The 23611-nt window shown below is 64.8% G+C and carries 21 protein-coding genes; 7 read left to right on the top strand and 14 right to left on the bottom strand.

What is annotated here, in order from left to right; translation table 11 throughout:
* Positions 1–20: 20 nt before the first annotated feature.
* The 3 genes from FVF58_RS25670 to FVF58_RS25660 all read right to left on the bottom strand — a co-directional run bounded on the left by FVF58_RS25670 (position 21) and on the right by FVF58_RS25660 (position 4137).
* Positions 21–602: a hypothetical protein gene (locus FVF58_RS25670; protein ID WP_149672632.1), complete on the bottom strand. Its 582-nt coding sequence runs from the start codon at positions 600–602 to the stop codon at positions 21–23.
* A 515-nt stretch (positions 603–1117) separates the two neighbouring features.
* Positions 1118–3022: an AAA family ATPase gene (locus FVF58_RS25665; protein ID WP_149672631.1), complete on the bottom strand. Its 1905-nt coding sequence runs from the start codon at positions 3020–3022 to the stop codon at positions 1118–1120.
* 752 nt (positions 3023–3774) lie between these two features.
* Positions 3775–4137, bottom strand: coding sequence for a hypothetical protein (locus tag FVF58_RS25660; protein WP_246217199.1), 363 nt, complete (start codon positions 4135–4137; stop codon positions 3775–3777).
* 246 nt (positions 4138–4383) lie between these two features.
* On the opposite strand from FVF58_RS25660, the gene FVF58_RS25655 reads away from it, so the two are divergent.
* Positions 4384–5421, top strand: a complete 1038-nt coding sequence (locus tag FVF58_RS25655) for an AraC family transcriptional regulator (protein WP_149672630.1) — start codon at positions 4384–4386, stop codon at positions 5419–5421.
* Between the two features lie 3 nt (positions 5422–5424).
* Here FVF58_RS25655 and FVF58_RS25650 read toward each other — a convergent pair whose 3' ends face one another.
* The 7 genes from FVF58_RS25650 to FVF58_RS25620 all read right to left on the bottom strand — a co-directional run bounded on the left by FVF58_RS25650 (position 5425) and on the right by FVF58_RS25620 (position 14617).
* Entirely contained in the window at positions 5425–6735 is a 1311-nt protein-coding gene (locus FVF58_RS25650; protein WP_149672629.1) for an MFS transporter, read from the bottom strand.
* 185 nt (positions 6736–6920) lie between these two features.
* Positions 6921–7775, bottom strand: a complete 855-nt coding sequence (locus FVF58_RS25645; protein WP_149672628.1) for an IclR family transcriptional regulator — start codon at positions 7773–7775, stop codon at positions 6921–6923.
* A gap of 127 nt (positions 7776–7902) precedes the next feature.
* Positions 7903–9288, bottom strand: coding sequence for an MFS transporter (locus tag FVF58_RS25640; protein WP_149672627.1), 1386 nt, complete (start codon positions 9286–9288; stop codon positions 7903–7905).
* A gap of 105 nt (positions 9289–9393) precedes the next feature.
* A complete protein-coding gene (locus tag FVF58_RS25635) occupies positions 9394–10227 on the bottom strand; it encodes a sugar phosphate isomerase/epimerase family protein (protein WP_149672626.1) in 834 nt (277 codons plus the stop codon).
* Between the two features lie 78 nt (positions 10228–10305).
* Positions 10306–10917 carry an NIPSNAP family protein gene (locus FVF58_RS25630; protein ID WP_149672625.1) on the bottom strand — a complete coding sequence of 204 codons (612 nt, stop codon included), beginning with the start codon at positions 10915–10917 and terminating at the stop codon, positions 10306–10308.
* Positions 10914–12716, bottom strand: coding sequence for an FAD-dependent oxidoreductase (locus FVF58_RS25625; RefSeq protein WP_149672624.1), 1803 nt, complete (start codon positions 12714–12716; stop codon positions 10914–10916). The genes FVF58_RS25630 and FVF58_RS25625 overlap by 4 nt, the downstream gene beginning before the upstream one ends.
* A 101-nt stretch (positions 12717–12817) precedes the next feature.
* Positions 12818–14617 (bottom strand): FAD-dependent oxidoreductase, encoded by a 1800-nt coding sequence (locus FVF58_RS25620; protein ID WP_149672623.1) that lies wholly within the window; start codon positions 14615–14617, stop codon positions 12818–12820.
* Between the two features lie 156 nt (positions 14618–14773).
* On the opposite strand from FVF58_RS25620, the gene FVF58_RS25615 reads away from it, so the two are divergent.
* The 3 genes from FVF58_RS25615 (at position 14774) to FVF58_RS25605 (ending at position 17273) form a co-directional block, all read left to right on the top strand.
* The gene (locus FVF58_RS25615) at positions 14774–15661 is read left to right on the top strand and encodes an NAD-dependent epimerase/dehydratase family protein (RefSeq protein WP_149672622.1); all 888 of its coding nucleotides are present in this window, start codon (positions 14774–14776) and stop codon (positions 15659–15661) included.
* Between the two features lie 80 nt (positions 15662–15741).
* Positions 15742–16584 (top strand): shikimate dehydrogenase family protein, encoded by an 843-nt coding sequence (locus tag FVF58_RS25610; protein ID WP_149672621.1) that lies wholly within the window; start codon positions 15742–15744, stop codon positions 16582–16584.
* 65 nt (positions 16585–16649) lie between these two features.
* Positions 16650–17273 (top strand): ABC transporter ATP-binding protein, encoded by a 624-nt coding sequence (locus FVF58_RS25605; RefSeq protein ID WP_149672620.1) that lies wholly within the window; start codon positions 16650–16652, stop codon positions 17271–17273.
* Positions 17274–17368: 95 nt separating this feature from the next.
* On the opposite strand, the gene FVF58_RS25600 is transcribed toward FVF58_RS25605, so the two are convergent.
* Entirely contained in the window at positions 17369–18376 is a 1008-nt protein-coding gene (locus FVF58_RS25600) for a zinc-dependent alcohol dehydrogenase family protein (protein WP_149672619.1), read from the bottom strand.
* Between the two features lie 127 nt (positions 18377–18503).
* Positions 18504–18818 carry a heme-degrading protein HmuQ gene (gene hmuQ / locus FVF58_RS25595; RefSeq protein ID WP_149672618.1) on the bottom strand — a complete coding sequence of 105 codons (315 nt, stop codon included), beginning with the start codon at positions 18816–18818 and terminating at the stop codon, positions 18504–18506.
* Between the two features lie 345 nt (positions 18819–19163).
* Here hmuQ and FVF58_RS25590 point away from each other — a divergent pair, with 345 nt between their 5' ends.
* Positions 19164–19361: a heavy-metal-associated domain-containing protein gene (locus FVF58_RS25590; protein WP_149672672.1), complete on the top strand. Its 198-nt coding sequence runs from the start codon at positions 19164–19166 to the stop codon at positions 19359–19361.
* Between the two features lie 111 nt (positions 19362–19472).
* Positions 19473–19871, top strand: a complete 399-nt coding sequence (gene copM / locus FVF58_RS25585) for a CopM family metallochaperone (RefSeq protein ID WP_149672617.1) — start codon at positions 19473–19475, stop codon at positions 19869–19871.
* Between the two features lie 127 nt (positions 19872–19998).
* On the opposite strand, the gene FVF58_RS25580 is transcribed toward copM, so the two are convergent.
* Together FVF58_RS25580 and FVF58_RS25575 are read right to left on the bottom strand one after the other, a co-directional pair.
* Positions 19999–20622 (bottom strand): TetR/AcrR family transcriptional regulator, encoded by a 624-nt coding sequence (locus FVF58_RS25580; RefSeq protein ID WP_149672616.1) that lies wholly within the window; start codon positions 20620–20622, stop codon positions 19999–20001.
* Positions 20623–20739: 117 nt separating this feature from the next.
* Positions 20740–21993: an MFS transporter gene (locus tag FVF58_RS25575; protein WP_149672615.1), complete on the bottom strand. Its 1254-nt coding sequence runs from the start codon at positions 21991–21993 to the stop codon at positions 20740–20742.
* A 212-nt stretch (positions 21994–22205) separates the two neighbouring features.
* Here FVF58_RS25575 and FVF58_RS25570 point away from each other — a divergent pair, with 212 nt between their 5' ends.
* Positions 22206–23606 carry a short-chain fatty acid transporter gene (locus tag FVF58_RS25570; protein WP_149672614.1) on the top strand — a complete coding sequence of 467 codons (1401 nt, stop codon included), beginning with the start codon at positions 22206–22208 and terminating at the stop codon, positions 23604–23606.
* The last annotated feature ends 5 nt before the right edge of the window (positions 23607–23611 follow it).

The following is a 23611-nucleotide window of genomic DNA, read 5'->3' as shown; positions in this document are numbered from 1 at the left end:
GCACGGGCCGGCGATGGCCTTCAGTGATCTCGGCCCCGCTCCCGCTCCTGCTGCTGCTGCTGCTGCCCGCCGATTTTCCGGCCGTCGAAGCTGACGTCCACGGCTTCCTGACACGGTGCCTGACAGGTCGTCTTGTCGATGGTCGGGGAGGCAGTGTAGATGGTCTCGCCGAGGATGACGGCCTTGATGAGCCGGGCATCATCGGTGACGACCATTTCGAGCAGCAGAACCACCCCGCTGTCGTATCGAATGGTCATCGTGCCGGTGCAATCGGAATTCAGCGTATAGGTGCCCTTTTGCGAGCCGGTGAAATCAGCCGTGCCGCCTTTCGGCGCGCCGTTGATCGTGCCGGTGTCGACCCGGTCGAAGCCCCCGGCGCCGTCGAAGGTTACGAGTGCGACGTCGTTGAGCAACGGTTGCGTCACGAACGCGTGAACGCCGCCCGTCGAATCCAGCAGTCCAATCAACTGCCCGTGGGCGCTGAAGCCATACGCGCCCCGCAACGATCCGGTCGAGCACGCCCCGTCGGCATGGGCCACGCCACTCAGGGCGAGAAGGGCTGCGGCGGTCGCCGAAAGGACGCTGATACGTTTGGTGTTCATTTCAATCTCCTTGCAATTCAATTAGCCACTACTCAATCCAAAAATATTTCGGTTACCTAACTAAATTGATCGTGCCATTCAGTGCGATTAAACGAAGTTGGCCGTGCGCAACCAGCACTGTTGGCCAAGCCAACGATAGCGAGGGCGATACTCGTCCATGCGAGTCGCCCAGCGAGCTACGGCGTGGTGCGGTCGGCAATACGAGCGGCGCGGTGATGCCCGCCGCGGACCGACATTGGAAGATAGCGAATAGTGGATGGTTCACCAGGCACTGATTGAGGGCCTGGGGTCGGCGGATGCGGGCAGGGAAACCGCACTGAATTCCGCACAGTGGCTGACTTCGTGAGTCAGCAGCGGCGCGTCAAGTGGCGCTGCGTGAATCAGTATAGGCCGCGTATCCGGACATATCCGACAAAAGCGCAGCAGATTCTAACGACGCCAACATCCCGCTGTAAGCGCATTGTCGGCATCGTGGGCGCGCTGCCATCAAGGCCGCACGCCCGACAAAGCCATCCTCAAGCCGCGGCCGGCTCGTGGACGATCGTGAGCGTGCTCTTGTGTTCGCGGATCAACCGGTAAACCGTTTCGCCGGGTACGGTCTCGTGCTCCAGCAGTTCGTCGGCGATTGCGCGCAGCACCGGCTCGTAGGCTTGCAGAAGGCCGTAGCACAGTTCGTTCAATTCCTTGAGCAGCACGTTCGCATGCTCGATCGCGCTCTTCATTTGCAGGCCCGCGTACTGCGACGGCAGCGCCGCGAGACTGAACAGATCGCCGTCGCTGTTGAAGCCGAACTTCGACACCATGTCGAGACTGATCCGCGACGCTTCCTGCAAATCCGACGCGGCCCCGCTAGATGCTTCGGAGAACGTCAGAATTTCGGCGTTGCGGCCGCCGAGCAGAACCTGGATCTCGTTGCGGATCTCGGTCTCGCGATATAGATGCTTGTCCTGCGCCTTGGTGATGAGGGCGACACCCAGCGCGCCGCCGCGCGGCAGGATCGTGACCTCTTCCAGCACGCCGGTGCCGAGCAGCGCGGCGACCAGCCCATGCCCCGCTTCATGCACCGCGATACGCGTGCGTTCGTCTTCGCTGAGCGCGCGCTCCGCGCCGCTCACATCGCCGATGCGGGCGATCTTGATCGCTTCCATGAAGTGCCTGGAGGCGATTTCCGTGTCGCCGGCCTTGCGCGCGACGAGCCCCGCCTGATTCACGACCATCGCCACCGTAGCCGGCGACAAGCCCGTGGTGAGACGCGCAAGCTGGTCATAGTCGATGTCCGCTGACTTCGACTTCAGCTTCTCCGCGTAGAAGCGGAAAATCTTCGCGCGGTCTTCGCGATCGGGCAAACGGACCTGCACGGTGCGATCGAAACGGCCGGGCCGGCGCAGCGCTTCGTCGAGATTGTCCGGATGATTCGTCGCGGCAACGATGATGACCCCTTCGTTCGAAGCAAAGCCGTCCATCTCCGCCAGCAACTGGTTGATGATGCGATTGCTCTCGGCTTCGACCGGACCGCCGCCCGTGTCGGTGCGTTTCGCGAGCCCGTCGGCTTCATCGATGAAGATCACCGTAGGCGCGTTCTCGCGGGCCAGTTCGAACAGATGCTTGACCTTCTGGATGCCGACGCCATAGTACTTCGCGCTGAAGTAGCTGCCGGTGATCGAGATGAAGCTCGCGCCGCATTCGCCGGCCAGCGCCTGCGCGAGCCGGGTCTTGCCGACGCCCGGACCGCCCACCATCAGAATGCCGCACGGCGCTCGCACACCCATCGACGTGAACTGCTTCGGATCGGACAGGTAGCCGCGAATGTCCGCGAGCGCGGCCTTCGCTTCGCCCGCGCCGATCACGTCGTCGAAACGCAGCGCGGGCGTTTCGGTGAGCAGCTTCGCGCCGCCTTTCATTTCGCGCCGCATGAACCACACCATCCCGCCGATCAGCAACAGCGGCAGCAGCACGCTGATGGCGTCGCGCAAGTGGTCGAGCGTCTGGGTCCAGCGCTCGCCGCCGGTCTGGATGTCCGCATCAGGCAGCCACACGAGTTGATACGGCGCGGCCTGGCCGGCCTTGGGCTCGCCGAGCAGCAGCGCATGCGAGAACGTCGCGTTGTGGTCGGTGACGAAGTACTTCGCGCCGCCGCGCGTCGACACCAGAATGGCGCTGGGGCTTACGCCGATCGCGACGACGTTGGCGTCGTGAATATCGCGCAGCATCTGCGATGCGTCTTTCTCCTGGTGCGTCCATGCCGACGTGTCGTTGCGCATCTGGCTCGCGATGCCGGTCAGCGCCGGCGCGCTCTGCGCGGCGCGCTGCTGGGAATGCCAGAAGCCCACGCCGAGCAGCGCCGCGATGCACACGGCAAGCACCGCGAAGACGATCTTGCGAGTGCGTTTCTTTCCAAGCGATTGATTTCCCGGCTTCATGAGTCACTTCCAAAAACGGGCTCAAAGCAAGCCCCGATACTGATCAAAATCAGAGAGGATGAGTTTGGCGAGGAAAATCGCTGATGCGAAACACCACGCGTGCAGGGAAGAAAGGACAACCAGAAAGAACAACCTGAAATATGTCCCTTTTAACTGCGCTCACCTCGGCCAGTATGTGGCGTGAACGCGTCTTCCAAATCGCGGAAAAGGCCTGTTTGTACCGTCTTTCCGGGCAGTTTGCATTGCCGGAATCGAGGGAACGGACGATGGCGTAAAAGACCTTGCCGCACTGCTCAGGCGCACAGTTTATCAGCGCTAGATTAACTGCGTGTTTCGCATACGCAGTATTTAATCGCTCCCCGTTTAAATGCGGTCATAATTACCGCGAAAATGCCTTTATTAAATGGCTGCCTACGATTCATATGAAAATAGGCTGTGTAATTCCGGCTATTTTCGTCGACGTGACGCAGGATTGACAGCAAAGCGGGCGCAATGCGCGCCGATTATCGTGAGCGTGTGGGGAAATCATCGACCGCCGCTGGTGGGCAAAACAGCCGGCGAAACGGCATGGATTCGTTCCGCAAGTGTTCTATTCGGTACTAGGGCGACGAGCGACGGACCTCTGCGGGCCCGTTCGCGTCATCGTCACTTTCTCTCAGGTCCTGCCATTTTTATTAGCAATGCCTGCCGGCATCGCTGTGGTTCTCCCCTGCTTTACTACCCCGGCCCTCGCGTTCCGTTTCCTTACTGGCTCAAGCGGCGGTGCGCCGCTTGAGCCCCAGTTGCGCCTGCATCGCCAGCCTTCCCTGCAGCCTCGCGATGCGTTCGCGCTGACTCGCAATCAGTTCATGGGTCTCTTCGAGCGCGCGCAGGCGCTTTTCCCAATACTCATGGTCGAACGCCTGCAGCACGCCGGCTGCGCCCCCGCGCGCCACGTACTCGACCATGTTCTCGAGATGCTCCAACTGGCTGTCCACCAGACTGGCCGGACGCCGCCCACCGCCTTGCGCGGTCGGTTGCTTGATCGTGCCGCTCATCTTTCCCACCCCGTGAATGACCTGCCGGCAAAGCGGATACCTCGGACCCTTGCGCCGCACATCGCGCTCGGCGCTCATTGACGCGCAGTGACGAATCCGGGGGCCGCCGCCAACTCCTGCACGGCGGCGTCAGCGAATACGATCTGCAATCTAATCCGCTGACGATAAGGCATCTTTTTTGTTAGGCTTTACCATGCGTCTCAATATTGGGCGACAACGTGTGAAATGCCCCACTTTTCTGGTTCGCTTGCGGTTCGATTACCGATCCGCTTGCCGCCGCCCTTGCCACCGCAACCGCACCGATCTGCCAGCCGCGACCGACTCATGACCCAGCGTTCCCTGCCGCCACACCTGGCCGCGGCCGCCGCCGCCGATTCGCGCTCCGCCATTTCGACGAGCCGGTTCAGCACGCGCGGCCTCGCGGCGGACCAGCAGTTCCTCGCGTGGCGCCAACGGGTGGGCCATGTGGTCGACGCGCCGCCGTCGAAGGAGCAACTCGCCGGGGGGTTCGACGGTGAAATCGATTTATATGCGGTCGGCGGCATGGTGTTCACCGACTGCAGCACCGATTCGATGCGGCTGGAACGCTCGGTGGCCCGCGTATCCGCCGACACGCGGCGCGACTACGTGTTTCACCTCTTCCTCGAAGGCGAAGTCGGCCACGTGAGCGGCATGCGCAAAAAGCGCACCGAGGCGGGTTCGGTGCAAGGCATCGTCGCGTTCGATCTGAACCAGCCGTTCCGCGCGGAACGACCCAAATGCCGGCTGCTGAGCCTGTTCGTGCCGGCCGGCGTCGTCGACGAAGGTTTGCGCGACGGCGCCGGCATTCACGGCCGCATCGTGCAGAAGCAGTCGCCGCTGGCCGGCGTCGTGCTGGATCATCTCGCGGCGGTCGCCCGCGAAATTCCGTCGCTCGATCCGGCCAGCGCGATCGACGCGCTGCACGCGGGCGCCCAGTTGCTGCTCGCCACGTTTCGCAAGGCGGCGCGTCTGAACGGCGCGGACCGCGCGGCGCTGCAGGCTGCATTGATGGGACAGGTGCGCCGCTATGTCGAGGCCAACCTGCATCACGGCGACCTCACGCCGACCAACGTCGTTCAGGCGCTGCAACTGAAGCGCGCGACCATCTACCGCTGGTTCGAGCACGAGGGCGGGCTCGGCGCCTATATTCGCAACCGGCGGTTGCGGGAAGCGGCGGACGAACTAGTCCGTTTTCCGCATCTGCAGGTCGGGGAAATCGCGTATGGGCTCGGTTTCAAAAGCCCTTCCGACTTCACCCGCGCGTTTCGCCGCGCGTTCGACATGAGCCCGCAGGACATGCGCGCCCGCGCATTCGAACTGCGGCTTGGCAACGCGACGTAGCGCTCAGCCGGGGGCCCGCGCCGCACGATCGGCGCAGGCGAGCGCCGCCGTTCGTTCAGGAAACGCCTTCAGCGCAATCAGCGTCAGCACGGTCGCGCCCATCAGATACCAGGCCGGGATCATCGGATCGCCGGTCCAGTCGATCAGCCACGTCACGATGAACGGCGAAAAGCCGCCGAACAGCACCACGCCGAAGCTGTAGATCACCGACAGCCCGGCGGCGCGCCGCTGCTCGGGAAAGGCTTCCATCATCAGCACAGAGCTGGCGCCGGCGTTGTTGAGCGCCAGCACCACATACGCCGTGATGATGACCAGCGCGGCGAGATCGCCCGCGCCGTGGGTCAGCGCGCGGAAAGCCAGCCATGTCACGCTCAGCGGCGCCAGCAGCGACGCGTACTGCAAGGTCTTGCGGCTCGCGAGCCGGTCGGCCGCGCGTGCGATCAGCGGCGTCGTCACGAGGATCGCGAGGCCGGACAGGCAGGCCGTCAACAAGCTGATCGCAGGCGGCCGATGCAGCGTCCGGACCAGATAGGCCGGCATGTAGAACACGGTGATATAGATGCTCACCGAAGGCGCGGCCATCATCAGAATGCCGCAGATGAGCGGGCGTCTATGCTCCGCGAACATCCGCCGCGGACTGAGCCGCACCCGCTGCAGCGGCGCGGCGGCCGGCATGCGGCGTCGCAGATACCAGCCGACCGGGCCGATCAGGCCGCCCAGCACGAACGGAATGCGCCATCCCCACTCGTGCATCGCGGCGGGCGACAGCAGCGCCGTGGTGCCCGCGCCGATCAGCGCGGCGGCGAACGCGGCCGCGCCCTGGCTCGCGCCGCGCCAGCTCACCATGAAGCAGCGCTGCCCGTAGCCAGCCATCTCCATTAGCGAGGCCGAGGCCGGGCCGATCTCGCCGCCCGCGGCGAGCCCCTGCATCAGCCGCGCGAGCACCATCAGCACGGTCGCGGCGGGACCGATCGACGCATAGCCCGGCACGCACGCGATCAGCCACGTGCCGAGCGTCATCAGCGTGAGCGATACGGTGAGGCCCGCCTTGCGGCCGCGACTGTCGGCGATGTGGCCGATCATCAGCGCGCCGAGCGGGCGCATCACGAAGCCCGCGCCGAAGGTGGCGAGCGAGAGCAACAGCGACGCCGCCGGATTGTCCGACGGAAAAAACAGCTTGCCGATGATGACGGCCGAGAAGCTATAGACGGTGAAATCGTAGGCAACGAAGCCGTTGCCGATCACGATGGCGGTAATGATGCGCCGAAGTTCGGCGCGCGATGGCTGGGCGCGGATGCCGGCAGCAGTGTGCATGAGTGGTGGTCGACGGACTTGTCGCGAGAGTCGGGGAAGCGTCTGTGGGAATGGTGAGGCTCAAGTCTTTAACGGCCCGCGAGCGCGCATCTTGATGCCGCGGACTCATGAGCTCACGCAGTTATTTTTTCATGGCGCGTCGATCTCGACGCGCTTTGCCGCCGTGCGCAAACACGTATCACGCTTCACGCCGCACGCGGCCGCCCCTTGCGCTTCGGCTCGACCGGCTGCACCACGGCGGCGACCGGCGCCACGCGCAGACTGCGCTTGAAATACGGCGAACTCAACGTGGCCGCGCCCATGTCCGTCGCGGCTTCGAGCAGCGCGGGCGCCAGTTCTTTCAGACGCGCGTCCGACAAACGGCTGGTCGGCCCCGCCAGACTGACGATGCCGACCACCAGCCCCGTCACCGGATGACGGATCACCGCCGCCATCGAAGTCATGCCTGCCTCGTAGGTTTCGCTCGCGATGCCATAGCCGCGCTTGCGCGCGCCGTTCAGGTCCTGCAGGAACTGCTGGATCGTCTTCGGCGCCTTCGGCCCGCGCGGGCCCGCCTTGCCGATGCCGCCCTGGCGCGACACGAGTTCGAGCGCTTCCTCGTCGCTCATGGTCGACAGCCAGGCCTGGCCGCTCGCGGTGCAATGCAGCGGCGGCTGGCTGCCCATGTCCGGGTCGTAGCGCAAACCGGATTTGGCGCCCTGCGCCTTGCCGACGAAAGTGATGTGATCGTCCTCGACCACGCCCAGCCTTGCCAGCTCGCCCGAGGCGGCTGCGAGCCGGTCGAGTACCGGCTGCGAGATGTCGAGCACGCCGCCGGTGGACAGCCACATCAGCGCGAGCGACACCAGTTTGAGCGCCAGCACGTATTCGCCGTGTTCGTCCTGGCGCACATAGCCTTCTTCGCTCAACTCCGCGAGCAGCCGGTGCGTGCCGCTACGCGGAATGTTCAGCGTGTCGGCAATCGCAGCCAGTTGCATGCTGCCACCCTGGCGCGCCAGCAACTCGATGATGGCCAGCGCCCGCTCCAGATTCCCCGCCATGATGTTGCACTCTCAGTTCGATTTCGATCCCGAATGAGAACACGATTCCATATCGGAACTCAAGCACGTTGGCAGCGGGCTGGCGGGAAAACCGGCCATAGTCAACGGCCCGAGCCAACTGCCCAGGTCAATGCCCGATCCCCGCACTCACCTGCAACACCGGCCCGCGATGACGCGCCCCCTTCAACAGCACCGCCGCCGAGCCGACCGCCGCGGGAATCGCGAGCGACGTGAACACCTGGCCGAAGCCCCAATTCGCGTGCAGCATGCCGGCGCCGAGCATCGCGCCCGCAATCCCGCCGAAGCGGCCGATGCCGAGCATCCAGCTCGTGCCGGTGGCGCGCATACGGGTCGGATACGAGCCCGCCGCCAACGCGCAGAAACCCGTGTTGGAGCCGTTCATGCAATAGCCCATGCCGAACGCCAGGATGCCGATCGCGGCGATGCCGTGGCCCGGCAGCCCCATGGCCCACGCGAGCACGCCGCCGAGCAACACCGTCACGCCCAGCGCGCGATGCGGATTGAAGCGGTCCATCAGCCAGCCGATCGCGAGCGAGCCGATGGTGCCGCCCGCCTGGAACAGCGCGCCGACCAGCGCCGCTTCGGCAAGCGTGAAGCCCGCGCCGCGAATCAGCGTCGGCAGCCAGCTGCCGAGCAGGTACACCGTCAGCAGGCCGGCGAAGTAACAGGCCCACAGCATCAGCGTGCCGAACGCGTAGTCGCGCGAGAGGATCAGACGCACCGGGCTGCGTTCGCGCTGCGGCGTTTCATGCGCGGCGAAGCGCGTCGTGTGATCGGCCATGCCGGGTTCGAGGCGGTTCATCACCGTCACGAGGCGCGCACGGCGCGTCTGCTTGAGCGCGAGAAAACGCGCGGATTCCGGCAGCCATTTGATCATCAGCGGCACGTAGAGAATCGGCAGCACGCCGCCGAGGATCAGCACCGAGTGCCAGCCGTGCGACGCGATCAGCCACGCGCTGACAAAACCGCCGCTCGCCGCGCCGAGCGTGAAGCCGCAGAACACCGTCGTCACCATCAAAGCGCGGCAGCGTTGCGGCGCGTATTCGGCCATCAGCGTCGCGGCGTTGGGCATCGACGCGCCGAGCCCGAGGCCGGTCAGAAAGCGCAGCACCGTCAATTCGCCGATGTTGGTCGCGAACGCCGAGCCGAGACTCCACACGCCGAAGAACAGCACCGCGCACGTCATCACCGTCTTGCGGCCGAAGCGGTCCGCCAGCGGCCCCGCGCACAGCGCACCGAACGCGAGGCCGAGCAGCCCGCCGCTCATCACGGGGCCGAGCGCATCGCGCGGAACCGCCCACGCACTCGACAACGCCGGCGCGATGAAACCGACCATCACGGTGTCGAGCCCGTCGAGCGTGACGATGAACATGCACATCAGCAACACGAGAATCTGAAAGCGCCCGACCGGCTGTTCGTCGAGCAACTGCTGCACGTCGATCACTCGCGATGCGCGCGCGTTCGCCCACATCGCCTTGCTTGAAGGTTCCATCTGCTTGTCTCCAGATCGTTCTTGTCTTTATCGATTGACAGCGCCGGTCCGTAGCGCATCTTTGCGGTGCGCTTCACGCCGGTGGACCGGCACGAGGTTGACGGCTCACGTCGTCGCGTAAGCCCGTTCGAGTACGCCGAGCGTCGCTTCGCGCAGCTTGCGGGCACGCGCGAGCGCGGGCGCGGTGCGCGCCCACTGCTGCGTCGGCACTTCGATGCTGAGCGGCAAATGATCCGGCAACGCGCGCAGGATGCCGGCGAGATCGATACCACCGTCGCCCGGGATCAGACGCTCGCAACGCGCCTGGAACAGTAGCGTGTCGAGGTCGGCGGGACGCTCGGCCGGCGCATCGCAAAACTGCACGTAGCCGAAGTACTCGCGCGGCAATGCACGCAATGCGTCGGTCGACGACTCCGCGCGGTCGAAGTGAATCGGATCGACGATCAAGCCTGTGTTGGGCCGCGCCGCTGCTTTCACGATGCGCGCGCCTTGCGTGATGTCCTTCACGTCGGTCCACGGCATCGGTTCGAGCGACGGCGACAGGCCGAGCGGCGCGGCCAGATCGCACAGTTGCGCGAGACGCTCTGCCGTGCGCGCTTCGTCGGGATCGTTGCCCGCGACCAGCACGTAGCGCGCACCGAGTTCGGCGGCGGTGTCGAGCATCGGCGCATAGGCGCTCACGTCGGTGTCGGGCTTGAGCCGCAGAATCTCGACGTCGAGTACCTGGATCCCGGTGTCGCGCAATCGCGCAAGCGTCTCGCGCTTTAACGGCGTGGGGCCGATGATCTCGTGGCGCACTTCATGATCGGTGGCGGGTAACAGGCGCAGCCCGACGAAGTCGTAGCCGGCCTGCGCGGCGCACTCCACCATCTGCGGCGGGCTCAGCTCGAGCACCGTCAACGCCGATAGCGAGAGCGCTCGCGAGTGATGCTGGGTCATGTCGTCTCCTCGTGTTCAGATGCGGCGCACTGAGCGCGGACTCGCGCGCTCAGTGCGGTCAACTTCGTTCAGTCTCGTTCAGCGCAGCGGCGAGAACGGCGCCGGCACGCAGATGGTCGACTCCATCGTGGTCAGGTGCGCCGGGCCGCCCTTGGGCGGCCAGATGCCGTCCTGCACCGCTTCCGCGCGAATCCGCGAGCGTTCGTCGACGCTCGCATACGGCCAGATGTTCAGAAAGCGCGGCACCGTGCCGTCGAGCGAATACATCGCGCCGACGAGCGGCGAGCGCCGGGTACGCTCGGGCACGGCCTTCTCCCAGGCATCGATGGTGTGCTGCAGGCTCGCCAGCTTCGTGCCATAGACGCGCATCTCGTAGATGCCGCCGTGCACGGCCGGCTCGATCGGCGGCAGAAACGGGAACAGCGCATAGCTGTCGATCTTCACGTCGGTGACGAATTCGCCGCAACCGAACGGATTGCCTTCGAGCAGCATGCGCTTGCGCTCGGTGATCAGCGACGCTTCGGAGTCGAAACCGCGCAGCACCAGGACCTGCCCGAGCGCGCCGATATCGGAGTACCAGCAGCCGAGCAGTTTCGAGCCGGGCTGGTCGCCGCTTGCCTTGATACTTTCGAAGACCTGCGCGTTCGCGCCGATTTTCACTGTGAGCGTGACGACGTCGTAGAGAGTCATTGCATGTGTCCTTGTGACTGGATGGTGGAATTCGTGGGCGGGGTGGGTTGTTTCGTCGAGTCCGACTTTGCCGTTTGCGCTGCACTGGCCAGAGCAAGTCCCGCGAGATAACCGAAGGTCATCGCGGGGCCGAGCGTGATGCCGCCGCTCGGATAACAGCCGCCCATCATGCTGGCGCTGTCGTTGCCGACCGCGTACAGGCCCGGCACCGGTTGGCCGTTGTCGCCGAGTACCTGGGCGCTGGCGTCGGTGGCGAGGCCCGCGAACGTGCCGAGGCTGCCGGGCAGCAACTTGACCGCGTAGAATGGACCGTCTTCGAGCGGCGCGACGCACGGGTTCGGCGCGTGCCGCGCGTCGCCCTGCACGCGGTTGTATGGCGTCGAGCCCTTGTGGAATTGCGGATCGTGGCCGTCCTTCGCGTAGCTGTTGTAGGCGGCGACGGTGCTCGCGAGCCCTTGTGGATCGATCCCGCATTGCGCGGCCAGTTCGGCCAGACTGTTCGCGCGTTTCAGATAGCCTGAGCGGCGATACGGAGCGGTGGGAAACGGAAACGGCTTTGAAAAACCGAGGCCATAACGGCGCTGAAAACGATGGTCGCAGATCAGCCACGCGCAGACTTCGTCGCTGGCGGGCGTCGTGCCGATCAGCGCGCTGATGAAGTCGTGATACGACGACGCTTCATTGACGAAGCGCTGCCCTGCCCGCGTCACCGCGATCACGCCCGGCTTCGCGCGCTCGATCAGATGCGGAAACGCGGCGGCCGGCTGGCCGTCGCCTTGCGGCACGAGCGAGACCGGCGCCCATGCCGCGGGCGTTTCGAGCGACGCATCGAAATGGCCGCCGACCGCTTCGCCGAGACGGATGCCGTCGCCGGTATTCGTGAGCGGCGCAGCGGACCAGTGCTCGCGCCCCGACGGCGTATAAGCGAAAGTCTGCGCGCGGCGCGCGAGGTCGTGTGGATAGCCGCCGCACGCGAGCACCACGCCGCGCGCGGCTCGCACTTCGTGCGGCACGCCCTCTATCTCGACGCGCGCACCGGTTACGCGGCCGCCTTCTTTACCGGCTTCACCACCCGCTTCGCGCAGCAACGCGACCGCCTTCGCGTTCGTGCGCAAATCGACCCCACGGTCATGCGCCGATTTCAGCAGACGCGCGACCAGCGCGTTGCCGTTCACCAGATGCATCGAGCGGCCATAACGCAGCTTGTGGCCCGCGAAGGCCGCGAGCCGCCGCAGCACGTGCACCGCCGAGCGCAGCGAGCGCGTGGCATTGAAGAAGTGCGCGAGATCCTGGCCCGAGCCGATCGCCATACCCTTGAGCGTCACGACGCCGAGCGGCGGGCGCAGCCGGTCGATCAGCGGACCGAGTTCACGGCCGTCGAACGGCATCGCGCACACCGAGCGGCCGCCGCTCGCCGCGCCCGGCGTCGTATGAAAATCGGGAATGCGATTGCCGTCGATGAAACGCATCGACGTATGGCGTTCGAAAAACTCGACCATCTGCGGACCGGCTTCGAGCAATGCGTCGACCTTGGCGGTGTCGAAGTGCGCACCGAGTTCGTTGCGCAGATAGGTCCGCGATGCTTCGGATTCCTCCGCGATTCCGGCGCGCATAGCGAGCGGGTTGCCGGGAATCCACATCCAGCCGCCCGACCATGCGCTCGTGCCGCCGAACACGTCGGCCTTCTCGGCCACCATCACGCGCAGCCCGCGCGTCGCGGCGGTCACCGCGGCGGCCAGACCAGCGGCGCCGGAACCCAGCGCCAGCACATCACATTCGAGGATCGGTTCACGCTTCATCGCCAATTCGCTTCATCGTTAAACAGAGATCGGGTGCGACTCGTTTGTTGAATACTATTCCATTTCATAACTTTATTTAATCCAGGTTGTGCCCTGGTTCATCAGAGGATTTTTTCCTTGTCCCGCCGTGCTGCCCCGCCGACCCAACCAGATGAAGCCGCCGAGGCCGCATCTGGCCGCGCCCCTTTCGCACGCGCCGCCGCATCGCGCCCTGCGAGATAGGCAAACGTGAGCCCGGGTCCGAGCGTGATGCCGGGTCCGGGATACACGCCGCCCATGACCGATTGCATATCGTTGCCGCACGCGTACAGCCCGCCGATCGGCTGATCGTCGCGGCCCACCACGCGGCCCTTCTGATCGCTGACAAGGCCGGTCGCCGCGCCGATGTCGCCCGGATAGAGCCGCACCGCGTAGAACGGCGCGCGCCCGATCGGCCCGAGGCACGGATTCGGCCCTTGCCAGTTCGCGTCGCCGTTGGCGCGCTGGTAGTCGGTGGTGCCGCGCTGAAAATCCAGGTCCACGCCGGTTCGCGCGTATTCGTTGATGCGCGCGACGCTGTCGGCGAGTCCGGCGGACTCGATGCCGAGCTTCGCCGCGAGTTCGTCGAGCGTATCGGCGCGGGTCAGATAGCCGTCCGCGAGAAATGGCGCGAGGCCCTTGCCGCCCGGCCGCACCATGCCGAGTCCGTATTTGCGCAGGCCTTGCGCATCCGTGACGAGATACGCGGGCACCGACGGCGTCTTGCGATGCGCTTCCTGCATCGCAATCCCGAACAGGTGATACGAGGTGTTTTCGTTGAGGAAACGCTTGCCTTGCTGATTGACCACGAGCATGCCCGGCTTGCCGCGATCCATCAGGAAATGCGGGAACACCGCGGTCGTGCCATCGCGGCGTTTGCGCACTGAGACCGGTGCCCAGAACGCGTTGCTCAGCGCGCCTTCGCCGTAACGCGCGCCGATCGCGAGCGCCAGATCGTGCGCGCTGCCCGTGTGGCCCGGCGCGCCGGGACACCAGCTGGGGTCGGCGCCCGGCAGCATCGTGCGACGCCGTTGCGGATGCCGGTTGAAACCCCCGCTCGCGAGAATCACGCCACCTGTCACCGTGATCCGGCGGCGCTGGCCGTTCTGACTGAGCGTCATGCCTTCGACGCTGCCGCTCGCGCCGGTGTGCAACGACTCCAGTTTCGTGTTCACCAGCACCGTGACGTCGCGCGTCAGCAGCGAATGCAGCAAGCGGCCGATCAGCGCATTGCCCATCACGAGACGCGTGCCGCGCGGCCAGCTCATGCGGTCGCGCGCATGACGCGCGAGCAGCTTGACCGCATGGCGCAGCGACTTCAACGACTTCGTCATGTTGAGCAGATGACCGACATCGTCGCGATCGACCATCATCCCGCCGAGCACCGTGAACTCGGGGATCGGCGGACGGATCAGCGCGAACTGTTTGCCGAGCTTGCGGCCGTCGAATGCGAGCGGTTCGAGCGCGCGGCCGCGCAATGTCGACCCCTCGAGTTCGGACAGATAGTCGGGATGAAACGGGCGCGCGCGATACTTCACGTCCGAATTCGCCTCGATGTGCGCGACGGCCTGCGGACCCGCCTGCAGGAACGCGCGGCGCAACGCCTCGTTGCTGCGCTCGCCGACCGCGCGGCGCAGAAAGGCCTCGGCGTTCGCGCTGCTGTCGTCCGGGTTGACCGACGGGCCGTGCATCGAAGCGGGTATCCACGTGGTGCCGGCCGAGTAAGCGGTGGTGCCGCCCACGTATTCGGTGCTTTCGACCAGCAACACGCGCGCGCCGTCGATCGCGGCGAACAGCGCCGCCGACATGCCCGCCCCGCCCGCGCCGATCACGACGACGTCGAACTTTTCGTCCGGTTGCAAACCGCTGAGTGTCTCCACCATCTGCTGCTCCTTTGTGCCCTTTGTGATCTTTTGCCGGCGACGACCAGGCTGAATTTTTCACCGCTCGTCGCGCATCTAGAATTTGCTCTTGAATTGGAATACTATTCCACAAAAGCGAAAATGCAAAGCGTTGAAACATTTCACGGAGACACAGCAATGCGCGTATTGGTGACTGGAGGAAGCGGTTTTCTGGCGGCGTGGGTGATGCGCCGCCTGCTCGACAAAGGCCTGAGCGTCAAGGCGTTCGATCTGCGCGCCGGCTCGCCGCTGCTGGAAGCGCTCGCACCGGAGCGGGCCGCGTCAGTGCAATGGGCGAGCGGCGACATCGCGCTAGCGGACGACGTGTCGCGCGCACTGGACGGTTGCGAAGCGGTGATTCATCTGGCCGGCGTGCTGACGCCGGCGTGCGCGCTCGATCCGGTGCGCGGCGCGCAAATCAATCTGATCGGCACGCTCAACGTATTCGAAGCCGCGCGCGCCGCCGGCCTGAAAAGCCTGTTGTATGCGAGCAGCGCGGGCGTGTTCGGTCCCGACGACGGCAGCGTGCCGTTTCCGCAGACCTTATATGGTGCGTTCAAACTCGCGTGCGAAGGCGCGGCGCGCGCTTACTGGCACGACCACGGCATCGCCAGCGTGGGCTTCCGGCCGCTCGTCGTGTATGGCGCCGGACGCGAAACCGGTTCGAGCGCCGGACCGAGCCTCGCGTGCCGCGCCGCGGCGCGGCACGAGCGGTACACGATCCCGTTCAGCGGTTCGACCGGCCTCGTGTTCGCGGACGACGTGGCCGCCGCTTACGAAGCCGCGCTGTTTGAAGCGCCGCGCGGCGCGCACGTGTTCACGCTGGCGGGCGACATCGTTTCGGTGGACCAGGTCATCGAACGGATCGAGGAGATCGTGCCGGGCGCGCGCATCGATGCAGCCGGTCAACCGTTGCCGATCGCCACCTCGTTTCCCGTCGACCCCGCACTTGCGGAACTGCTGCCGGGTCTGCCGCACACGCCGCTCGAACAGGGCTTGCAGCAAACCGTGGCGTTCTATCGCTAACTCGCACCTCAACCCGATCAAGCAGGACAGCCCGGCATCGTGCACGATGCAACAGGGCTTCATTCTCTGGAGATTCGAACATGACGCAAGCTCACGCACTGCCGTTTTCCGCTTCGCTCGACGAGGGCCTTAGCGGCGCGACGCGGGTGTATTTCATCGTCGGCGATCCGATTGCGCAGGTGCGCTCGCCGTCCGGCGTGACCGCCGCGTTGCGCGCCGCCGGCCGCGACGCGCTGGTGGTCCCCGCTCACGTCGCCCCCGCCGACCTGCCCGCGTTCTTCGCGGGCGTCACGCCGATGCGCAACGTCGACGGCGTGATCATCACGGTGCCGCACAAGTTCAGCGCCGCCGAATATTGCTCGACCTTGTCCGGGGAAGCGGCGTTCCTCGGCGCGGTCAACACGCTGCGCCGTACAGCGGACGGGCACTGGCACGGCGGCATGTTCGACGGCACCGGTTTCGTCGCGGCGCTCGTCGATGCGGGCTGCGAGTTGCGCGGCAAACGCGCGTTGCTGATCGGCGCCGGCGGTGCGGGCTCCGCGATCGGCCATGCGCTGATGCAAAGCGGCGTCGGCTTGCTCGACGTGCGCGACAACGATGCCGAACGCACCGCGTCGCTGGTCGGGAGATTGAATGCGCTCGGGCATGGCGAAGCACGCAGCGTGGACGCCGCGGTGCAAGCTCATGCATACGACGTGGTCGTGAACGCGTCGCCGCTCGGCATGCGCGCGGACGATCCGTTGCCGATCGACATATCGCGCTTGCCGGCCACGACGTTCGTCGGCGATGTGGTGACTAAACCGCCGCTCACGCCGCTGATCGAAGCGGCGCGCGCGCGCGGCTGCCCGACCGTGACGGGCACGCAGATGTTCGGCCGTGTGTGCGACCGGATGGTGACGTTCCTGCTCGACGCGGACCGGTGAAGGCGATGGCGTTGCGCTGCTAAACTGGCGCAACGCCAACCTGCTGAACACCTACGCGCCAACTCATGCTTCGATTCGACAACCTCAGCAAGCACTACGCCGACCGCATCATCTTCCAGGGACTGCATTACGACGCCGCATCAGGATGTATCGCGTTAAACGATGAATCGGGCAGCGGAAAATCGACGTTGCTCGGCATCCTGGCCGGCACGATCGAAGCCGACTCGGGCGACGTCTGGCTCGGCGGCCATTCATTGCGCGGCGCGCCACTCGCCGCGAAGTCCGTGCTCACGTATGTCCCCGAGGACTGCATGATCGATCCCGATCGGACCGGTCGCGAGTATCTGAAGGATGTGGCGGATCAGAGAAAGACCGCGGTCGGAAGCGATACGCTCGATCTGGCGGACCGCTTCGGCCTCACGCCACATCTCGACAAACATTTCGAACAGATGTCGTTTGGTACGCGGAAGAAGTTTTTCCTGACGGCGGCGGCGCTTGGCGAGACTCGCGTTGTCATCGCGGATGAACCGGCCGGCGGCCTGGACGCCGCCGCACGCGCCGTGCTGGTCGATTTGTTCAAATCGTTGGCGAGCACGCGCACGGTGTTCTTTACCAGCTACGACACGGCATTGACGAAAGCGTGCGAAGCGACGAGCGTCGATTTCGCGGGCCTCGCGCGGCGCGGGTGAGGGCTGCGGGTAAAACACTGTCCCGCCCCCGTAGAAGCAGCGGGAGTAGCGCCGCGCTCCTCGACTGGCCTCCGCCCCCGCTGCCGACGCGCTCGTCACATCGTCACGCAAATCTTCCCGAAGTGCGCGCCCGACTCCTCGTGCCGGAACGCATCGCCGAGTTTCTCCAGCGCAAACGTGCTGTCGATCACTGGCTTGATGCCCGTCACTTCCAACGCGCGAATCATGTCGATCTGATCCTGGCGGCTGCCAACGATCAGCCCTTGCAAGCGTTGCTGTCTTGCCATCAACGCAGCGGTCGGCACCGGTCCCGCGCGTCCGGTCAACACGCCGATCAGCGCGATATGGCCGCCAATCCGGCAAGCGGTAATCGACTGCGGCAACGTGCCAGGGCCGCCTACTTCGATCACATGATCGACGCCTCGTCCATCCGTCAACTGACGAACCTGCTTGCCCCATTCGGGATTGTCGCGATAGTTGATCGTATGGTCCGCGCCCAGCTCGCGAAGCTTCGCGAGTTTCGCATCCGATGACGAAGTGGCGATCACCGACGCGCCCATCGCTTTGGCGATCTGCAAGCCGAAAATCGACACGCCGCCTGTGCCGAGCACGAGCACCGTGCTGCCGGCCTTCAACTGCCCATCCACGACGAGCGCGCGCCACGCGGTCAACCCGGCCGTAGTCAGCGTCGCTGCTTCGGCGTGACTGTAGCCGCGCGGTGCACGCGTGAAGTAGCGGCCCGGCAACACGACGACTTCGCGCGCGTAACCGTCCACGCCGTCGCCGGGCGTCGTGCGGAAGTCGGCGATGGCGGGCGGCCCGTTTTCCCAGAACGGGAAGAAGCATGACACCACGTGATCGCCGGCCTTGAATTCGCTCACGCCAGCGCCGACCGCTTCGACAATGCCAGCGCCGTCCGCCATTGGAATCCGGCCCGCTTCCGCAGGCAGGTTGCCGCTTGCCACGCCGTAGTCGTGATAGTTCAACGAGCTCGCGTGAATCCGCACGCGAATCTGTCCCGCCTCGGGTTGACCAGGGTCCGCGAGGTCGACCACTTGAAGATTCGCCACGGTGGCGGGCGAACCGATTTTGACGGCTTTCATGTGTCCATCCCTTTGTGAGTTACGCAGGCGCACGACTAGCGCGTCGTCGCGCATGCAGTGCGCGGCTCATGCAACTCGCCCCGTTCATTGCCAAACGCGATGCGGGACGTTGCCTTACTTACGGTAGCTATTTCACGGTCTGAATGACCTCGAAGCCTTCGAATTCCGGATGTCCGAGATAGAGCACACGGTTTTCGTTTCCCGCACTCCGATGCGCGGCTCGAAAGGCTTCCGATTTCGTCCACGCTTCGAATGCGGCACGGTCGCGCCAGATCGTATGGCTCGAATACAGAACGTGATCTTCCTTCTGCGGTCCCTTCAGCAAATGAAATTCCACGAAGCCCGGAACCTCTTTCAGATGGGTGTCGCGAGACGTCCACACATTTTCGAATGCAGCCTCGGACCCAGGCGTCACTTTGAAGCGGTTCATGGCGATATACATGCTGTCAGCCCTCTTTGCGGTTGCGATACGGTTGGCAGGCGGCGGGCTCTTCGGTTCACACCTCATGAGCCCGCGATGAGGTTTTTTATTATAGGCCTGCGTTGAACCGGCTCCTTGCGAGCGAGTTCAACGCGCCAACGCTGCCGGGCGTCGATTTTCGGCATCGCGCCGAGGCTCGTCTTCAGGCGCGTTACGAAACGGCCTCTGGTGCTCACTTTCACCGTCATCCGCGTCGCCATGCAGGGTGTGCGATGTCCAACCGCGTCGATCAATCAGCGAACAGGCTTGACCTTACCGCCGTGGGAAGGTCCACGCTTGTGTCTGGTTATTCATTGGGGGCAACACATGGAATTCGCAATCCCGGACATGGCGTGTCGCGGATGCGCCAATGCAATCACTCGTGCGGTCAACCGGCTCGACCCTGCGGCGAAGCTCGACGCCGATATCTCCGTCAAGACCGTCAAGATCACGTCGATGCTGGCCGAGCAGCGGCTCATCGAGGTGATTGAGGCAGCCGGTTTTCATCCTTCGGCAGGAAATTGACCGGAACACGGCCGGGAAGGCGCGAGCCCTGGTTAAACTTCCGCTCTTCCGGCAGCATGCTCACTCGAGCCCTCTCCACTCGGGACAACTTTTTACCTACGGACATCCACTATGAAAAACCTTCGCGCATTTCGTGCTCTTTGTATATTCAGCGGCTTCACGTTTGCTGTAGCGGCGATGCCGGTCCACGCGCAGCAGGCGCCTGCGATGCAGGGCATGCACATGTCGGGTTCGGAACACGGCGCAGCGGGCGAATCGACGGACGCGTTCAAAGCCGCCGACGAAAAAATGATGCATGACATGAACGCACCCGAATACACCGGCGACGCCGACAAGGACTTCGTCGCGCACATGATTCCGCATCATCAGGGGGCGATCGAAATGGCGCAGGTGGAATTGAAGTATGGGAAAGATCCGGAGATCAAGCGCCTGGCACGGAACATCATCAAGGCCCAGCACGATGAGATCGCCTTCATGCATCGCTGGCAGGCGAAGCACGGCGTCAAGTGAGAAGCGGCTTTGCGGTGCGGCGGTGTTGAACATGGCGGCGAACCACGCGCCGCCCAACGCCGTTGGGGGTGCGATGAAGCCGCACCTTGCGGCGCGCCCGACACCTCACCGCCACGGTTGAAAAAATCTATTTCTGACCCACGCGATTCGCCGTGCATTGAAGATGCTCGATGAACGCCGCGCTTGCATCATCCAGCGGCGCGCGTGACTTCTCCAGCTTCGAGCACAGCACCGCCCCTTCCCACGCGTTCCAGAAGTATCGGGCGAGCGCCGCCGTATCCGCGTCCGCGCGAATCTGGCCGACCTCCTTCGCTTCGTCGAGACAGACCTGGATGCGCCGGCGCCAATCCTGGATCACGTTCAGCAGCGCCGCGCGAAACGTTTCGTCGAGCGCGGCGAGTTCCTGACTGAGATTGCCCACCAGACAGCCACGCTTGAAGTCGAAGCGCTCCATGCCGCTCGCCGCATCTTCGGCGAACGCTTCGATACGACTGATCGGGTCGAGCGTGGTGTCGCCGAGATGGCGATCGAGTTTGCGCGCGAAGTACGCGGCGTAACTCTCGATCACTTCCAGCGCGTACGCGTCCTTGCTGTTGAAGTAGTAGTGGAACGAGCCTTTGGGCACCCCCGCCAGCGCGACCAGTTCGTCCAGCGAGAAGTTGTAGAAACCCTTCTCGGTGAGAATGGCTACGCCGATGCGTACCAGTTCGGCGCGTCGTCCCGTGTCGCGTTTGGTTGTCGTGGTCGCCATTTTTCTTGTCCTCTCCTCATTGACTGCTGAGACTGCTGGCACGGTTCGATCGAGCCTGCCCTTGCGCACCTGCACTGCCTATGCACTGCCCCGCCCCGGCGCGCATCGCGACGCCGATCACCACAGCGGCCGCTTGCGAAGCAGCGGCCTCATCGCGATCAAACCGATGATCGGTCCGGGCAACAGCAGCCAGGCGACCCGCGCATCGAGCGAATGATAGGCGCTCGTCGACCACAGGATCGAACACGCCGACAGGAAAAAACCGAAGCTGTTCTGCAACGTCAACGCTCCGCCGATTTTGTCGGCGGGACATGCCTTGACCGACAGCGCGGAGAATTGCGGCGAATCGGCGATCACACTGATGCCCCACACCAGCAACAGCGCAAGCTGCCCGGCGGTGCCCAGCGCCGACGCGAACGGATAGACCGCGCACAGCGTGCCCGAGATCGTCAACGCGAGCGCGGCGGTGCGCGCGCTGCCGGCCGATTTGCTCAGCTTGCCGCCCAGCAGGCAGCCGATCGCGCCGATCGCGATGATCAGAAACGACCACAGCGCGACCACACTGGCCGACGCATGCACGCCGCCCGCAAACGCACGCTGCACCAGAAGCGGCGTGAGCGTCCAGAACGCGTACAGCTCCCACATGTGCCCGAAGTAGCCGAGCGCGGCCGCGCGAAACTCGCTGATCCGCAAGACCTGCCCGACTCCCGCCGACAAACCCGCGCGACGCTTGCCCGCGCGCCGCGCGTGCGGCCCTTCGCCGAGCGCGAGCACCAGTAGCGCGCCGATCACCGCGAGCAGCGACGAAGCGAGCACCACGGTTTGCCAGGCAACGGTGGAGAACAGACCGCGGATCGCATGGACCGACGCCGTGCCGAGCGTCAGCATCGCGACCAGCAACGCGAGCGTCTGCGCGGCCCGGCGTGGGTCCCACGAGACCAGCAGCTTCATCCCCAGCGGATAGATGCCCGCGAGCGCGACGCCCACACCGAACCGGAACACGATCGCCGATACGAGCCCGGTGCTGCACAGCGCGAACAGCGCATTCAACGCGGCGCCGAGAACACCGCACACGGCGAACACCTTGCTGGCCGACACACGATCCGCGAGTCCCGTAGTTGCCGAGACCAGGGTTCCGACGATAAAGCCCGCCTGCACCGCATTCGTCAGCCAGCCGATCCCGGACGCGTTCAATTGCCACGCGGTCTGCAAGTCGCGCATCGCGCCGTTCGCGCTGAACCATAGCGATGTGCCGAGCAGTTGTGCGACGGCGATCACCAGCAAGGCGCGATTCGCGCGTGCCGTGTTGAGCGCCGCCTCCGTCGCGCTTACGGTACTCGCCGTATCGGCGGCATCCAGCCTGTCCTCCATCCTGCCTCCTCCAGCTCGCTACTGCGCGCGGCCAGCGATTGTCGTGTCGATCGTCCCTTCTTTTCACGCGATCGGGAATTACCCGAGCAACTATAGTTTTTTGTAGACGACCAGTCAACTAGTGTCTATAAATCCAGACTGACCGGTCGTCTACAACCGGGATCGATAGCGGGCACGGCCTCGAGCGGGCAGCCGGCATAAGGAGACAAGCCATGGAAAAGTTGAATGCGGATGCGCCCCCGGTCGCCAGCAGCAACCGGGTATGGTCTTTCGGATTGCAGAGAATCACCCGGCTATGCGTCGTGCTGGTCGAGCGCGTGATGCCCGATCCGTTCGTGATCGCGATTCTTCTCACCCTGCTGACCTGCGCGCTCGCGTTCGCCATCGCACCGAAAGCGTCTCTTCCCGAGGTGCTGACGAGCTGGTACGACGGCGTGTTCAAGATCGCCAGCTTTGCGTTTCTCGTTGCGCTGACGCTCGTGACCGGCCACGCGCTGTCCACGTCCGGACCGGTGTCGAAGCTGTTGCGCCGCATCGCCTCGTTGCCGGCCACCGCCGCCGGCGCGATGACGCTTACGTTCTTCGTGTCGATGGTGGGCGGCATGCTGAACTGGGCGGTAGGCCTCGTGGTGTCGGCGCTGTTCGCGCGTGAAATCGCCAAACGGATTCGCGTCGATTTTGCGTGGCTGGTTGCCGCCGCTTACGCGGGCTGGTCCTTCTACGTGTGCGGCATCTCGAGTTCGATCGCACTGCTGAGCGCGACGCGCGGCTCGCCGATGAACCTGATCGAGAAAGTCACCGGCGACGTGCTGCCGATGAAGGAGTTTCTGTTCTCACCACTGAACACCATTCCGGTACTCATGCTGGCGGTCGTGGTGCCGGTGGTGTTTCGCATCATGATGCCGCGCGAGCACGAGTCGATCGCCGCCGACCCGGCTCGTCTGATCGCCGAGGACACGATCCAGTCCGAGGAAGCGCCGCCGAAAACGGTCGCCGGCAAACTCGACAATGCGTGGCTGCTCAATCTCGTGCTCGTCGCGCTGGGCCTGGGGTATATCGGATTGAAGGTGGCCAGAAGCGCGTTCACGATGGACCTGAACATGCTGGTGATGATCTTCCTGCTGCTCGGCCTCGTCACGCACTGGACCCCGAAGGCCTACCTGCGCGCGATCAACAACGCCGCGCGCGTGGCGGGCCCCATCCTGCTGCAGTTCCCGCTGTACGGCGGCATCATGGGGATCATGACGGCCACCGGTCTCGCGGATGTCATCGCGCAGTGGTTCATGGGGTTTTCCACCACGCAGACGCTGCCCTTCTGGAGCTTCGTTTCGTCCACACTGATCAGCATGTTCGTGCCGAGCGCCGGCGGTCACTGGATCGTGCAGGCGCCGTTCGTCGTGCCCGCCGCCGAACATCTGCACGTGCCGCAAAGCGCGGTGGCGATTTCGGTGGCGCTCGGCGAAGGCGTCGCCGACATGATCCAGCCGATGTGGGTGATTCCGCTGCTGGCGATCGCCGGCGTCGGCATGGGACGCGTCATGGGTTTCACGGTCATCATCTTCTTCGTGATGTTCACGGTGATGGGTGGAACCTTGCTCCTGTTCGGCCATTGAGCGGC

The sequence above is a fragment of the Paraburkholderia panacisoli genome (genome assembly GCF_008369935.1).
GTDB lineage: Bacteria > Pseudomonadota > Gammaproteobacteria > Burkholderiales > Burkholderiaceae > Paraburkholderia > Paraburkholderia panacisoli.
This window is presented reverse-complemented; position numbering and strand designations above follow the sequence as displayed.

Bases quoted from the DNA above. Each gene is read 5' to 3' on its own strand.
- FVF58_RS25635 (WP_149672626.1), bottom strand. From the start codon at position 10,227: ATGACCCAGCATCACTCGCGAGCGCTCTCGCTATCGGCGTTGACGGTG.
- FVF58_RS25580 (WP_149672616.1), bottom strand. From the start codon at position 20,622: ATGGCGACCACGACAACCAAACGCGACACGGGACGACGCGCCGAACTG.
- FVF58_RS25650 (WP_149672629.1), bottom strand. From the start codon at position 6,735: ATGCACACTGCTGCCGGCATCCGCGCCCAGCCATCGCGCGCCGAACTT.
- FVF58_RS25655 (WP_149672630.1), top strand. From the start codon at position 4,384: ATGACCCAGCGTTCCCTGCCGCCACACCTGGCCGCGGCCGCCGCCGCC.
- hmuQ (WP_149672618.1), bottom strand. From the start codon at position 18,818: ATGTATATCGCCATGAACCGCTTCAAAGTGACGCCTGGGTCCGAGGCT.
- FVF58_RS25645 (WP_149672628.1), bottom strand. From the start codon at position 7,775: ATGGCGGGGAATCTGGAGCGGGCGCTGGCCATCATCGAGTTGCTGGCG.
- FVF58_RS25670 (WP_149672632.1), bottom strand. From the start codon at position 602: ATGAACACCAAACGTATCAGCGTCCTTTCGGCGACCGCCGCAGCCCTT.
- FVF58_RS25665 (WP_149672631.1), bottom strand. From the start codon at position 3,022: ATGAAGCCGGGAAATCAATCGCTTGGAAAGAAACGCACTCGCAAGATC.
- FVF58_RS25610 (WP_149672621.1), top strand. From the start codon at position 15,742: ATGACGCAAGCTCACGCACTGCCGTTTTCCGCTTCGCTCGACGAGGGC.
- FVF58_RS25605 (WP_149672620.1), top strand. From the start codon at position 16,650: ATGCTTCGATTCGACAACCTCAGCAAGCACTACGCCGACCGCATCATC.
- FVF58_RS25590 (WP_149672672.1), top strand. From the start codon at position 19,164: ATGGAATTCGCAATCCCGGACATGGCGTGTCGCGGATGCGCCAATGCA.
- FVF58_RS25615 (WP_149672622.1), top strand. From the start codon at position 14,774: ATGCGCGTATTGGTGACTGGAGGAAGCGGTTTTCTGGCGGCGTGGGTG.
- FVF58_RS25600 (WP_149672619.1), bottom strand. From the start codon at position 18,376: ATGAAAGCCGTCAAAATCGGTTCGCCCGCCACCGTGGCGAATCTTCAA.
- FVF58_RS25620 (WP_149672623.1), bottom strand. From the start codon at position 14,617: ATGGTGGAGACACTCAGCGGTTTGCAACCGGACGAAAAGTTCGACGTC.
- copM (WP_149672617.1), top strand. From the start codon at position 19,473: ATGAAAAACCTTCGCGCATTTCGTGCTCTTTGTATATTCAGCGGCTTC.
- FVF58_RS25640 (WP_149672627.1), bottom strand. From the start codon at position 9,288: ATGGAACCTTCAAGCAAGGCGATGTGGGCGAACGCGCGCGCATCGCGA.
- FVF58_RS25630 (WP_149672625.1), bottom strand. From the start codon at position 10,917: ATGACTCTCTACGACGTCGTCACGCTCACAGTGAAAATCGGCGCGAAC.
- FVF58_RS25660 (WP_246217199.1), bottom strand. From the start codon at position 4,137: ATGAGCGCCGAGCGCGATGTGCGGCGCAAGGGTCCGAGGTATCCGCTT.
- FVF58_RS25625 (WP_149672624.1), bottom strand. From the start codon at position 12,716: ATGAAGCGTGAACCGATCCTCGAATGTGATGTGCTGGCGCTGGGTTCC.
- FVF58_RS25575 (WP_149672615.1), bottom strand. From the start codon at position 21,993: ATGGAGGACAGGCTGGATGCCGCCGATACGGCGAGTACCGTAAGCGCG.
- FVF58_RS25570 (WP_149672614.1), top strand. From the start codon at position 22,206: ATGGAAAAGTTGAATGCGGATGCGCCCCCGGTCGCCAGCAGCAACCGG.